The organism is Streptomyces sp. OZ13, assembly GCF_052068155.1.
Lineage (GTDB): Bacteria > Actinomycetota > Actinomycetes > Streptomycetales > Streptomycetaceae > Streptomyces.
The window spans coordinates 1-12,331 of the sequence record NZ_JBQHCZ010000005.1 but is presented as its reverse complement, the minus strand read 5'-3'; the positions used below and the strand labels follow the sequence as shown (position 1 = coordinate 12,331).

Below are 12,331 nucleotides of genomic sequence, written 5' to 3'. Positions count from 1 at the left end.
CTGCGCCTGGGCCCTACCAGTATCCCCGACGCACACATGAAGGGCGGCCCCGGCAACCCCCGGGACCGCCCTCTGTCATGTGCGGGACTACTTCCTGCTGTAGTTCGGCGCCTCGACCGTCATCTGGATGTCGTGCGGGTGGCTCTCCTTGAGCCCCGCCGAGGTGATCCGCACGAACCGGCCCTTGGTCTCCATCTCGTCGACGGAGGCCGCTCCGACGTAGCCCATGGTCTGACGCAGACCACCGACCAGCTGGTGCAGCACGGCCGCGAGCGGACCGCGGTAGGGCACCTGGCCCTCGATGCCCTCGGGGACGAGCTTGTCGTCGGAGGCCACCTCTGCCTGGAAGTAGCGGTCCTTGGAGTACGACCGGCCCTGGCCGCGGGACTGCATCGCCCCGAGCGATCCCATGCCCCGGTACGACTTGAACTGCTTGCCGTTGATGAAGAGCAGCTCACCGGGAGACTCCTCGCAGCCCGCGAGAAGGCTGCCCAGCATCACCGTGTCGGCACCTGCGGCGAGCGCCTTGCCGATGTCTCCCGAGTACTGCAGGCCGCCGTCGCCGATCACCGGGACGCCCGCGGCGCGGCAGGCCAGCGCCGCCTCGTAGATCGCGGTGACCTGCGGGACGCCGATGCCGGCGACCACGCGGGTGGTGCAGATGGAACCGGGTCCGACGCCGACCTTGACGCCGTCCACACCCGCGTCGATCAGGGCCTGGGCGCCGTCGCGCGTCGCCACGTTGCCGCCGATGACGTCGACGCCGACGCTCGACTTGATCTTCGCCATCCAGTTGAGGGCGTTGCTGTTGTGTCCGTGCGAGGTGTCGACGATCAGGAAGTCGACGCCCGCACCGGCCAGCGCCTGCGCCCGCTCCAGCGCCTCCGGGCTCGCACCGACGGCCGCGCCGACGAGCAGACGGCCCTCGGCGTCCTTCGCGGCGTTCGGGTACTGCTCGGCCTTGACGAAGTCCTTGACCGTGATGAGGCCCTTGAGGATGCCGGCGTCGTCGACCAGCGGAAGCTTCTCGATCTTGTGGCGGCGCAGCAGCTCCATGGCGTCGACGCCCGAGATGCCGACCTTGCCCGTGACCAGCGGCATCGGGGTCATGACCTCGCGCACCTGGCGCGTGCGGACCGTCTCGAAAGCCATGTCACGGTTGGTGACGATGCCGAGCAGCTTGCCCGCGGCGTCGGTCACCGGCACACCGCTGATCCGGAACTTGGCGCACAGGGCATCGGCCTCGGCGAGCGTGGCGTCCGGGTGCACCGTGATCGGGTCGGTCACCATCCCGGACTCGGAACGCTTCACCAGGTCGACCTGGTTCACCTGGTCCTCGATGGACAGATTGCGGTGCAGCACGCCCACACCGCCCTGGCGCGCCATCGCGATCGCCATGCGGGACTCGGTGACCTTGTCCATCGCCGCCGAGAGCAGCGGGATGTTCACCCGGACGTTCCTGGAGACACGGGACGAGGTGTCGACTGCGTTAGGAAGCACTTCCGACGCACCAGGCAGCAGAAGCACATCGTCGTAGGTCAGCCCGAGTGTCGCGAATTTCTCGGGCACTCCGTCGACGTTGGTCATGACACCTTCCCCAAATGGCCTTGATCGGTGCGGATGTCCATGCTAACGGCCCGAGCAGCCGTCTCATTCCACGATCAAGATCGTCCAGCAGCTTTGTACGTTCACACCACAGCCATACGCACACATACGCAGACGACAGGCGGACGGTTCACGCGCAGCCGCGCGCGATCTCCGACGGACGGCTCACTGCTCCGCCAGCGCGCGCAGCCTGCTGAGCGCGCGGTGCTGGGCGACCCGGACCGCGCCGGGGGACATCCCCAGCATCTGTCCGGTCTCCTCCGCGGTCAGCCCGACGGCGACCCGCAGCACCAGCAGCTCCCGCTGGTTCTCCGGGAGATTGGCGAGCAGCCTCTTGGCCCACTCGGCGTCGTCGCTGAGCAGCGCCCGCTCCTCGGGGCCGAGCGAGTCGTCGGGCCGCTCCGGCATCTCGTCGGACGGCACGGCTGTCGAGCCCGGGTGGCGCATCGCGGCCCGCTGAAGATCGGCGACCTTGTGGGAGGCGATGGCGAAGACGAAGGCCTCGAAGGGCCGTCCGGTGTCCTTGTAGCGCGGCAGCGCCATCAGCACCGCGACGCACACTTCCTGCGCCAGGTCCTCCACGAAGTGACGAGCGTCACCCGGCAGCCTGCTGAGGCGCGAGCGGCAGAACCGCAGCGCGAGGGGGTGGACGTGCGCCAGCAGGTCGTGCGTCGCCTGCTCGTCGCCGTCGACGGCACGGTGCACGAGCGCACCGATGGCTCCTTGGCCGGTCGCCGCCTCGTCGTCACGCATCGGTCCATGGTGCCCTGGCCCGCGGCCGTCCGTGGCACTGCGTCCTGTGTTGTGCACCGAAGCGTTATGAGCAGGTGCGCCGGAACTCATCCCTCGCGCCCTCCCCTCCCGCTCGACCGACTCGTCCCCGAGGAACTCCACACCTCAAGGATGCGGCATCGCGCGGGAAACGGATGCCCTCGGGCATCCGTAACCCCCGCACCGTCCCATTCGTACGGTCCTCAGCGGACCAGGCCCCAGCGGAATCCGAGGGCGACCGCATGTGCCCGGTCGGAGGCGCCGAGCTTCTTGAACAGCCTCCTGGCGTGCGTCTTCACCGTGTCCTCCGAGAGGAAGAGCTCACGCCCGATCTCCGCGTTGGACCGACCGTGGCTCATTCCTTCGAGGACCTGGATCTCACGCGCGGTGAGCGTGGGAGCGGCCCCCATCTCGGCCGAACGGAGCCGGCGCGGGGCGAGCCGCCACGTCGGGTCGGCGAGCGCCTGGGTGACGGTCGCACGCAGTTCGGCGCGCGAGGCGTCCTTGTGGAGATAGCCGCGGGCGCCGGCGGCGACCGCGAGCGCGACGCCGTCGAGATCCTCGGCCACGGTCAGCATGATGATCCGGGCGCCGGGGTCTGCCGAGAGCAGCCGGCGCACGGTCTCCACGCCGCCCAGACCGGGCATGCGTACGTCCATAAGAATCAGGTCCGAACGATCGGCACCCCAGCGGCGGAGGACTTCCTCGCCGTTGGCCGCGGTCGTCACGCGCTCGACGCCGGGCACGGTCGCGACCGCGCGGCGAAGCGCCTCTCGGGCAAGCGGGGAGTCGTCGCAGACGAGGACGGATGTCATGGCCGCCCTCCGCAGCTGATGCGCGTCACCTTGAGCCTCCAGGCTGGATACGTTTCTTCACCTGTGCGGTTGAACGCACTCGGACATGTGCCCGAGAGCTTGTTCTTTCAACCGCCTCCGCCCTCTCAACGACGGTCACTCGAAAGAGTTACGGGTCGTACGCAGCACTTCGGCACGCTCCGTGAGCGGGTGATCCGGTAGGCGTGAGCACCGGTTCCGCGGGCGGACGGCGGGGCCGGCGGGCCCGGCACGGGGCGACACGGAGGTTTCACGGATCGCGGGCGGAGCACTCGTCCTCATCGGATGAGGACCCTGCCCCATTCAGCGGCTTTTCTTCCCTTTTTCCGGTGTCTATGGCTAGATTCGCAATGAGTCATATTTACATCTACTTACACAGCAGATGTACGGTCGTTGGCACGGTGCTGGTGCCGGATCCGGCGCACGTCCGGTCGGCGTCCCGCCCGTTTCCGACCTGGTCCTGTATCCACCCAGCACGGTTTCAAGGGGACATGCGCCATGGCAGATTTCTCTCGCCTTCCCGGACCCAACGCCGATCTGTGGGACTGGCAGCTCCTCGCGGCATGCCGTGGGGTCGACAGCTCGCTCTTCTTCCATCCGGAAGGTGAGCGCGGCGCGGCGCGAAGCGCGCGCGAGAACTCGGCGAAGGAGGTCTGCATGCGGTGCCCCGTACGCGCCGAGTGCGCGGCGCACGCACTGGCCGTGCGCGAGCCCTACGGTGTCTGGGGCGGGCTGACCGAGGACGAGCGCGAGGAGCTCATGGGACGGGCACGCCACCGGCTGATCCCCGCCACGAGCGCGGGGGGTGCGGTGCACGGCTGACGAGAGCGCCACGCACACGAACCGAAGAAACGTTCCTGCACTTTGCCTGCCCCCTGCCGGCAATCCGGCCCCGTGCACAGGCAGTTGTTCCGGCGTCCCGGCCCCCGATCTCCCGAGCGGGGGCCGACGGCCGCCCCGCAGGACGCACACCCTGAATCCGACGATGGCCGCCGACGCCGTGGAGCCGCTGACGCGTCAGCGGGACGCCGCGAGGGTGAGCTGGGACAACGTCGCCGAGACGGCCGGGACATGGGCCAGGTCGGGCAAAGTCAGGGCGACGATCTCACGGTGGACCGACGGCTCGACCGTCACCAGTCTGGCCCCCTTGGGCCGCACCGACTCCAGCGCCAGTTCGGGAAGTACGGCCACACCGAGCCCCGCACCCACCAGCCCGATCACCGCCGGGTAGTCGTCGGTGGCGAAGTCGATGCGCGGCGTGAAGCCCGCACTCTCGCAGACCTCCACCAGTTGCCGCCGGCAGCGCGGGCAGCCCGCGATCCACGACTCCTCCGCGAGGTCGCCGATGGCCACCTTGCCCGCTTCGGCGAGGCGGTGCCCGTCGGGCACCAGACCCACGAGCCGGTCGACGAGCAGCGGCCGGACGACGAGGTCGGCCCACTCCGACTCGGCCCCCGCAGTGTCGTAACGGAAGGCGAGCGCCACGTCGCAGTCACCGTCGCGGAGCATCTCCACCGAGCGCGGCGGCTCCGCGTCGACGAGCGAGACCCGGGTGCCGGGGTGGGCCGCACGCAGGGCGGCGAGGGCCGTGGGCACGAGCGTGGAACTACCGCTCGGGAACGAGACGAGACGGACCCGGCCGGCCCGGAGCCCGGCGATCGCCGCCACTTCCTCCTCCGCCGCGGTGAGCCCGGCGAGAATGCCGGAGGCATGGCGTACGAGCGCCTCTCCGGCCTGGGTCAGGCGCATCTCGCGGCCGGTACGGATCAGCAGCGGCGTCCCGGCCGAGCTTTCGAGCGCCTTCATCTGCTGACTGACCGCGGGCTGGGTGCATCCCAGTTCGCGAGCGGCCGCGGAGAACGAGCCGGTGGTGGCGACGGCACGCAGGACACGGAGGTGGCGGGCTTCGATCACCCATCAAGCATAAGGGACGCTTGGAGGAACGGACGATTAACCGTTGGTTACTTTGAGGCGGTGTCGGTTAGCGTGCGGGACATGAAGCTTCTGACCGTGAACGTGGGCCGCCCCAAGACGGCCGATTACACCGATGCACCCGGCGGCATGACCGGAATCGACAAGCGCCCGGTGGAGGGGCCCGTCCGGGTGACGGATCCGGGCCCCAAGGGGCAGGGCGGCAGCGGTCTCTCGGGGGACGCGGTCTGCGACCTGCGCCACCACGGCGGGAGCGACCAGGCCGTGTACGCCTTCGCCCGTGAGGACCTCGACGCCTGGGAAGGCGAGTTGGGGCGTCCGCTTTCCAACGGCACGTTCGGCGAGAACCTCACCACCATCGGCGTCGATGTCACCGGGGCCAGGATCGGTGAGCGATGGCGCATCGGCGATGCGGTGGTACTCGAGGTCACCTCGGGCCGCGTCCCGTGCCGCACCTTCGCCGGCCGGCTCGGCGAGAAGGGCTGGGTCAGGCGTTTCACACAGAGCGGGGTGTCCGGCGCGTACCTGCGGGTCATCGAGCCCGGCGAGATCCGCGCCGGCGACCCGGTGGAGGTGGTGCACCGGCCGGAGCACGAGGTGACCGTGGAGATGGCGTTCCGGGCGGAGACCACCGAGCGCCACCTGCTGCCCCTGGTCCTCGAGGCAGGTGACGCCCTGCACAGTGAACTGCTGAGGAACGCCCGCGCGTACGTCGCGAAATACGGCACGGCGGCCGGCCCTGGACCGGTCCCCGGCCCCGGCGCCGCATAGGCGAGGGGCCCGGCGGGACTCGCGGCGCGGGCGCCGGAAGGCGGAACGGGCCAGGGACTTCGGGGCAGTTCGCGCCCCCGGACGGGCCGCGGACGGGCACCGGTCAGGGAAGGCGCCCGCGCCGCACCACCACGTCGGGCATTAACGTGCCGCCTATGACGACTGCACTGATCACGGGAGCGACCGCGGGCATCGGCGCCGCCTTCGCACGGCGGCTCGCGGCCGATGGGCACAACCTGGTGCTCGTGGCCCGGGACACAGAACGGCTGCAGGAACAGGCCACCGAACTGCACGACCGGCACGGCATCGAGGCGGAGGTACTGACGGCCGACCTGTCGCGGGAGGACGGGATCGGCGCGGTCGAGGAGCGCCTTGCGGACCACAAACACCCCGTCGATCTGCTGGTCAACAACGCGGGTTTCGGGAACAAGGGCCGGTTCCTCGATGTCTCCATGGCCGACGAGCTGACCATGCTGAAGGTGCACTGCGAGGCGGTGCTGCGGCTGACCGCGGCCGCGGCGGGACCGATGCGCGAACGCGGCCGGGGCGGCGTGGTGAACGTGGCGTCGGTCGCCGCCTTCGTGCCCCGTGGCACCTACGGCGCGTCCAAGGCATGGGTCGTGCAGTTCACACAGGGCGCCGCCAGGGACCTCGCCGGATCGGGGGTGCGGCTGATGGCGCTGTGCCCGGGATTCGTACGGACCGAGTTCCACCAGCGGGCCGGCATGGGCACGAACAACATCCCCGGCTGGATGTGGCTGGACGCCGACAAGCTGGTGGCGTCGGCGCTCTCGGACCTGGCCAAGGGGAAGTCCCTCTCCATCCCCGACCCCCGCTACAAGGCGCTGATGGGCGTCGTGAAGCTGACGCCGCGCGGCCTGCTGGGCGGGCTCACGTCGAAGACGGGCCGTAAGTACGGGCCGCAGTAGCCGCTCACGACACGACTGTGATCCGCGTCACTAAGATGGACGTATCCCATCAGGGGCCGCATCGGCTCGGGAGGCGCCATGAAATTCGTGCAGATCATCGACTACAAGACCGCCAGGTTCGACGACGTGAACGCGCTCATGGACAGGTGGGTCGAGCAGACACAGGGCAAGCGGACCACCGGCCACGCCGTCACGGGGAAGGACCGCAGCGACAGCAGCCACTACGTCGACATCGTCGAGTTCCCCTCGTACGAGGAGGCGATGAAGAACTCGCACCTTCCGGAGACGGACAAGATGTTCCAGGAGATGGTGGCCCTCTGCGACGGCATGCCCTCGTTCACCGACCTGGACGTGGTCCGTGAGGAACAGCTGAACGCGGCGACGGCCCGCCGCTTCTTCCACGAGATCGCGGCCGGCGGCAATCTGGACGCCATCGGCGAGGTCTTCGCCGACGACTACATCGACCACGACGTCGCCAACGAGGAGGACACCGAGGTCGGCAAGCAGGTCATACGCCGGGACCTCAGCATGTGGCGCGACGCCTTCGACTTCACCTTCGAGCTCGACCGGCAGGTCACCCAAGGGGACGACGTCGTGACGCTGTGGACCTGGAGCGGCAGGCACAAGGCGGAGTTCCGGGGCATCCCGGCGACGGGAGAGCAGTGCACCATCACCGGCACGACGATCTTCCGGTTCGAGGACGGGAAGATCAAGGAAGGCTGGTGGCACATGGACCTGATGCGGCTGATGCGCCAGCTCGGCGCCCTGTAGGCCGCGCCTGCCAGGAGACGTTCCGACGGGGAAGGCCCCCGCCCTCGCGCGATGCGGGGACGGGGGCCTTCTCGGCGCTTGTCGCGTCAGTGGCTGTGGCCGTGGCCGTGGCCGTGACCCGCGTCGCCCTCGTCCTCGGCCGGCTTCTCGACGACCAGGGTCTCGGTCGTGAGCAGCAGGGAGGCGATGGACGCGGCGTTCTCCAGAGCGGAGCGCGTGACCTTGACCGGGTCGATGACGCCGGCCTTGACCAGGTCGCCGTACTCGCCGGTCGCGGCGTTGAAGCCCTGACCCGCCTCGAGCTCGGCCACCTTGGCGGTGATGACGTAGCCCTCGAGGCCGGCGTTCTCGGCGATCCAGCGCAGCGGCTCGACGGCGGCGCGGCGGACGACGGCGACACCGGTGGCCTCGTCGCCCTCCTTGCCCAGGTTGCCCTCGAGCACCTTCACGGCGTGGACGAGCGCGGAGCCACCACCGGAGACGATGCCCTCCTCGACCGCGGCGCGGGTCGCGGAGATGGCGTCCTCGAGACGGTGCTTCTTCTCCTTGAGCTCCACCTCGGTGGCGGCGCCGACCTTGATAACGCACACGCCGCCGGCCAGCTTCGCGAGGCGCTCCTGGAGCTTCTCGCGGTCCCAGTCGGAGTCGGTGGACTCGATCTCGGCCTTGATCTGGTTGACGCGGCCCGCGACGTCCTCGCTCTTGCCGCCACCGTCGACGATCGTGGTGTCGTCCTTGGTGATCGTCACGCGGCGGGCGGTGCCCAGCACGTCCAGACCGGCCTGGTCCAGCTTGAGGCCGACCTCTTCGGCGATGACGGTGGCACCGGTGAGGGTGGCCATGTCGCCGAGCATCGCCTTGCGGCGGTCGCCGAAGCCGGGAGCCTTGACGGCCACCGCGTTGAAGGTGCCGCGGATCTTGTTCACGACGAGGGTGGAGAGCGCCTCGCCCTCGACATCCTCGGCGATGATCAGCAGCGGCTTGGAGCCACCGGCCTGGATGACCTTCTCCAGCAGCGGCAGCATGTCCTGGATGGAGGTGATCTTGCCCTGGTGGATCAGGATGTACGGGTCGTCGAGGACGGCCTCCATACGCTCCTGGTCGGTCACCATGTACGGGGACAGGTAGCCCTTGTCGAAGGCCATGCCCTCGGTGAAGTCGAGCTCCAGACCGAAGGTGTTGGACTCCTCGACGGTGATGACACCGTCCTTGCCGACCTTGTCCATCGCCTCGGCGATGAGCTCGCCGACCTGCTGGTCCTGCGCGGACAGCGCGGCCACGGCGGCGATGTCGGCCTTGTCCTCGATCGGGCGGGCGGTCGCGAGGAGCTCCTCGGACACGGCCTTGACCGCGGCGTCGATGCCCTTCTTCAGGGCGGCCGGGGAGGCACCGGCGGCGACGTTGCGCAGACCCTCGCGGACCAGCGCCTGGGCCAGCACGGTGGCGGTGGTCGTACCGTCACCCGCGATGTCGTTGGTCTTGGTCGCCACCTCCTTCACCAGCTGGGCGCCCAGGTTCTCGTACGGGTCCTCGATCTCGACCTCGCGGGCGATGGTGACGCCGTCGTTGGTGATGGTGGGAGCGCCGAACTTCTTGTCGATGACGACGTTGCGGCCACGGGGGCCGATCGTCACCTTGACCGTGTCGGCAAGCTTGTTGACGCCGCGCTCGAGGGCGCGACGGGCGTCCTCGTCGAACTTCAGGATCTTCGCCATGGGAGCGGTTCAGCCCTCTCGGATTTCGTGTTCAAAGAACTGCGCCCCTCGCCGCCCGGCATCAGCGGGGTGGCCAGGGGCGCAGCTCGAGGCAGAACTGGCGCGGAGTCCCAGGGGCCGATGACCCCTGAGCGCGCCCCTGCTTTCTACTTCTCGACGATCGCGAGCACGTCGCGGGCCGAGAGGACGAGGTACTCCTCGCCGCTGTACTTCACTTCGGTGCCGCCGTACTTGCTGTACAGCACGATGTCGCCGGTCTTCACGTCGAGCGGCAGGCGCTCGCCGTTCTCGAAGCGGCCCGGGCCCACGGCCAGGACGACGCCCTCCTGGGGCTTCTCCTTGGCGGTGTCCGGAATAACCAGGCCAGAGGCCGTGGTCTGCTCGGCGTCGAGCGGCTGGACCACAATGCGGTCCTCGAGCGGCTTGATGGCAACCTTGGAGCTGGCGGTCGTCACGATCCGACCTCCCCCTTCGGAGATCACGGGGTTAACTGATCTGAGGTGGCGACCAGGTGGATCCGTCGTCGCGGGTGCCGGACCTGCCCGTCGCTGTGTTGGCACTCTCACTTGGTGAGTGCCAGGGCCGAGACTATGACTGCGATTAGCACTCGGTCAAGCGGAGTGCCAATGCGAGACCGCGTGGCGTTCCGATTCGGACTCCGGCCCGGCCACGGTCCCGCCGTCCGGTCACGGCCTCCGGCCCCGCCCGACGGTCCCCGGTCTCAGACGTAGTCCTCCAGCCTGGCCACGGCGTACCCCTTCGCCGTCACCGTCCGCATGACCCGCCGGATCATGTCCGGCATGCTGCCCTCCCAGTCCTCCTCGCCACGGAAGTGCGTGAGGATGATGTCGCCCGGATGCAGGTCCCGGTCCCACTCCCGCCACTCCATGTGGTCGGGAAACGCCTCCGCGGCCCACAGCGGCACGGCCTCGACGCCGCACTTCTTGGCGACGCGCAGGGTGTCCTTGTTGTAGTTCCCGTACGGGGGGCGCATGAGCCGGGGCCGGCTCCCGTAGCGCTTCTCCAGCTTGTCCTGCTGGCCGCAGATCTCACGCTTCTGCTCGGCGTACGAAAGGCCGGGCAGATACGGGTGGTTGAGCGTGTGGTTGTGCAGCGCCACGCCGCTGTCCCGCATCTTCTCGAAGTAGCCGTAGTCGTCGTTGATGACGTAGTCGCTGAGGAAGGCGCTGTACGGGATCCGCAGGTCGGACATCATCCGCAGCAGTTCGGGGTCCTTCTCCGCGCCGTCGTCGATCGTCAGGAAGACGATCTTCTCCTTCGTCGGGACGGTGGTGAACACGGGCGGCAGCCCCTCTCCGTCCTCCACCTCGAATCCCTTGCGGGTGGTGATCCGAGGCTTGACGGCGGGTGGCGGTGGCGCCGCGAGCGGCGTCTGCTTCAGCCCCCACTTCTTCGCGGCGGCGGCGCGGGCCTTCTGGCTGAGCGCGGCCTTCTCCCGCTGCGCCGGACCGCCGCCGGCGGCTTCGCGGGCCTTGCGGGCGTCCGGCTCCTGCGCCTGCGGCCCCTGCCGTGCTTCCTTCTCTGCGGCGGGCCGGGAGGGGCGGGGTGCCTCCGGCGGCCCCTCGGCCGCACAGCCGGAGCCGAGCGCGGCGACGACGAGCGAGACAAGGGCCGCACGGGCCCGGTACGCTCCTAGTTTTCCCTTTTGTCGTACTAGCTGCATGGCGACGCATCCTGTCAGCGCGCCGCCCGCTCACCGGTCCGACACCGCCGCCACGAGCGCACCATCCCCCACCTGGACCACAATGGCCCGGTGAACGACCTCGATCCGCTCGCCGCCTTCACCGCACTGCGCACCGAGGAGGGCGAAGCGCTGCTGGCCTCGCTGGCCTCCTACGACCCCGCCCGTGAACTGGCCGTCGCGACCCGCCTGCGACGCGAGCACCCGGCGGCCCTGGTCTCCGCGGCGCTGGGACAGGCGCGGCTGCGGCAGCGGGCGGCGTCGAAGTTCGGCGATGAGGACGCCCGCCGGATGTTCTTCACCCCGAACGGCGTCGAGCAGTCCACCCGCCGCTCGGTCGCGGACCACCGGGCCGCGCGGTTCGCCGCGCTCGGCGTACGAAGCGTCGCCGACCTGTGCAGCGGCATCGGCGGCGACGCGATCGCCCTGGCCCGGGCGGGCATCCAGGTCCTGGCCGTCGACCGCGACCCGCTCACGGCGGAAGTCGCACGTGCGAACGCCGAAGCGCTGGGCCTGTCCGCTCTGATCGAGGTCCGCTGCGCGGACGTCACGGACATCGACACCTCCCCGTACGACGCGGTCTTCGCCGACCCGGCCCGCCGGGGCGGCCGTGGCCGCATCTTCGACCCGGAGGCGTACTCCCCGCCCCTGTCCTGGGCGATCGGCGCCGCCCGCACCCGCCCCCACGCGGCCCTGAAGGTCGCCCCGGGCATCCCCCACGAGGCGGTCCCCGAGGACGCCGAGGCGGAGTGGATCTCGGACGGCGGCGACGTCAAGGAGGCGGTGCTCTGGTTCGGCACGGCCCCGTCCACGGTCCGTGCCACCCTCCTCCCGGGCCCGCACACCCTCTCCGGCCGCGGTCTGCCGAACCCGCCGGTGCGCCCGGTCGGCCGCTACCTGTACGAACCCGACGGGGCCGTGATCCGCGCCCACCTGGTCGCGGAGGTCGCGGAGGACGTGTCGGGCGGCCTTCTGGACGAGACGATCGCGTACATCACCTCGGACGAACCGCGCCCGGTCCCGTTTGCGACGGCGTACGAGATCACCGACCAACTGCCCTTCAACCTGAAGAAGTTGAAGGCGCTGCTCCGGGAGCGGGGGGTCGGCAACCTCACCGTGAAGAAGCGCGGCTCGGCGGTCGAACCGGAAGAGGTCCGCCGTAAGGTGAAGCCGCACGGGCCGAACGCGGCGACGGTCTTCCTGACGCGGGTGGCGGGGGCGCCGACGATGCTGATCGGCCGGCCGGTGTAGCGGACATCACATTCGCCTCTGCCTTTGCAAAGTCCTTGCTGTCAGCGGGCG

The 12,331-nt window shown here is 69.7% G+C and carries 12 protein-coding genes; 5 read left to right on the top strand and 7 right to left on the bottom strand.

Annotated elements, in window-relative coordinates; translation table 11 throughout:
* Positions 1–87 precede the first annotated feature (87 nt).
* From guaB to ACTMTU_RS13535, 3 genes are all read right to left on the bottom strand, one after another.
* A complete protein-coding gene (gene guaB, locus ACTMTU_RS13545; protein WP_441263730.1) occupies positions 88–1,587 on the bottom strand; it encodes an IMP dehydrogenase in 1,500 nt (499 codons plus the stop codon).
* 183 nt (positions 1,588–1,770) lie between these two features.
* The gene (locus ACTMTU_RS13540) at positions 1,771–2,358 is read right to left on the bottom strand and encodes a sigma-70 family RNA polymerase sigma factor (protein ID WP_159688461.1); all 588 of its coding nucleotides are present in this window, start codon (positions 2,356–2,358) and stop codon (positions 1,771–1,773) included.
* A gap of 221 nt (positions 2,359–2,579) precedes the next feature.
* The gene (locus tag ACTMTU_RS13535) at positions 2,580–3,191 is read right to left on the bottom strand and encodes a response regulator transcription factor (RefSeq protein ID WP_003948568.1); all 612 of its coding nucleotides are present in this window, start codon (positions 3,189–3,191) and stop codon (positions 2,580–2,582) included.
* 516 nt (positions 3,192–3,707) lie between these two features.
* Here ACTMTU_RS13535 and ACTMTU_RS13530 point away from each other — a divergent pair.
* Entirely contained in the window at positions 3,708–4,031 is a 324-nt protein-coding gene (locus ACTMTU_RS13530; RefSeq protein WP_189466813.1) for a WhiB family transcriptional regulator, read from the top strand.
* Positions 4,032–4,226: 195 nt separating this feature from the next.
* Here the strand turns inward: ACTMTU_RS13530 and ACTMTU_RS13525 are convergent, their stop codons facing one another.
* Complete coding sequence (locus ACTMTU_RS13525) at positions 4,227–5,123, bottom strand: LysR family transcriptional regulator (protein WP_441263729.1); 897 nt, start codon at positions 5,121–5,123, stop codon at positions 4,227–4,229.
* Positions 5,124–5,204: 81 nt separating this feature from the next.
* Between ACTMTU_RS13525 and ACTMTU_RS13520 the strand changes: the two genes are divergently transcribed.
* The 3 genes from ACTMTU_RS13520 (at position 5,205) to ACTMTU_RS13510 (ending at position 7,612) form a co-directional block, all read left to right on the top strand.
* On the top strand, positions 5,205–5,912 hold the full coding sequence (locus tag ACTMTU_RS13520; RefSeq protein ID WP_441263728.1) for an MOSC domain-containing protein: 708 nt from the start codon (positions 5,205–5,207) through the stop codon (positions 5,910–5,912).
* 155 nt (positions 5,913–6,067) lie between these two features.
* On the top strand, positions 6,068–6,841 hold the full coding sequence (locus tag ACTMTU_RS13515; RefSeq protein ID WP_441263727.1) for an SDR family NAD(P)-dependent oxidoreductase: 774 nt from the start codon (positions 6,068–6,070) through the stop codon (positions 6,839–6,841).
* 78 nt (positions 6,842–6,919) lie between these two features.
* Positions 6,920–7,612: an ester cyclase gene (locus ACTMTU_RS13510; protein ID WP_441263726.1), complete on the top strand. Its 693-nt coding sequence runs from the start codon at positions 6,920–6,922 to the stop codon at positions 7,610–7,612.
* An 86-nt stretch (positions 7,613–7,698) separates the two neighbouring features.
* On the opposite strand, the gene groL is transcribed toward ACTMTU_RS13510, so the two are convergent.
* The 3 genes from groL to ACTMTU_RS13495 form a co-directional block, all read right to left on the bottom strand.
* The gene (gene groL / locus ACTMTU_RS13505; RefSeq protein WP_005313388.1) at positions 7,699–9,327 is read right to left on the bottom strand and encodes a chaperonin GroEL; all 1,629 of its coding nucleotides are present in this window, start codon (positions 9,325–9,327) and stop codon (positions 7,699–7,701) included.
* A 146-nt stretch (positions 9,328–9,473) separates the two neighbouring features.
* A complete protein-coding gene (gene groES / locus ACTMTU_RS13500; RefSeq protein WP_005313390.1) occupies positions 9,474–9,782 on the bottom strand; it encodes a co-chaperone GroES in 309 nt (102 codons plus the stop codon).
* A gap of 266 nt (positions 9,783–10,048) precedes the next feature.
* Positions 10,049–11,011: a polysaccharide deacetylase family protein gene (locus ACTMTU_RS13495; protein ID WP_441263725.1), complete on the bottom strand. Its 963-nt coding sequence runs from the start codon at positions 11,009–11,011 to the stop codon at positions 10,049–10,051.
* A gap of 90 nt (positions 11,012–11,101) precedes the next feature.
* Here ACTMTU_RS13495 and ACTMTU_RS13490 point away from each other — a divergent pair, with 90 nt between their 5' ends.
* A complete protein-coding gene (locus ACTMTU_RS13490; RefSeq protein ID WP_441263724.1) occupies positions 11,102–12,280 on the top strand; it encodes a class I SAM-dependent methyltransferase in 1,179 nt (392 codons plus the stop codon).
* The last annotated feature ends 51 nt before the right edge of the window (positions 12,281–12,331 follow it).

Coding starts and splice junctions, on each gene's coding strand:
- guaB (WP_441263730.1), bottom strand. CDS start 1,587: ATGACCAACGTCGACGGAGTGCCCGAGAAATTCGCGACACTCGGGCTG.
- ACTMTU_RS13540 (WP_159688461.1), bottom strand. CDS start 2,358: ATGCGTGACGACGAGGCGGCGACCGGCCAAGGAGCCATCGGTGCGCTC.
- ACTMTU_RS13535 (WP_003948568.1), bottom strand. CDS start 3,191: ATGACATCCGTCCTCGTCTGCGACGACTCCCCGCTTGCCCGAGAGGCG.
- ACTMTU_RS13530 (WP_189466813.1), top strand. CDS start 3,708: ATGGCAGATTTCTCTCGCCTTCCCGGACCCAACGCCGATCTGTGGGAC.
- ACTMTU_RS13520 (WP_441263728.1), top strand. CDS start 5,205: ATGAAGCTTCTGACCGTGAACGTGGGCCGCCCCAAGACGGCCGATTAC.
- ACTMTU_RS13515 (WP_441263727.1), top strand. CDS start 6,068: ATGACGACTGCACTGATCACGGGAGCGACCGCGGGCATCGGCGCCGCC.
- ACTMTU_RS13510 (WP_441263726.1), top strand. CDS start 6,920: ATGAAATTCGTGCAGATCATCGACTACAAGACCGCCAGGTTCGACGAC.
- groL (WP_005313388.1), bottom strand. CDS start 9,327: ATGGCGAAGATCCTGAAGTTCGACGAGGACGCCCGTCGCGCCCTCGAG.
- ACTMTU_RS13495 (WP_441263725.1), bottom strand. CDS start 11,011: ATGCAGCTAGTACGACAAAAGGGAAAACTAGGAGCGTACCGGGCCCGT.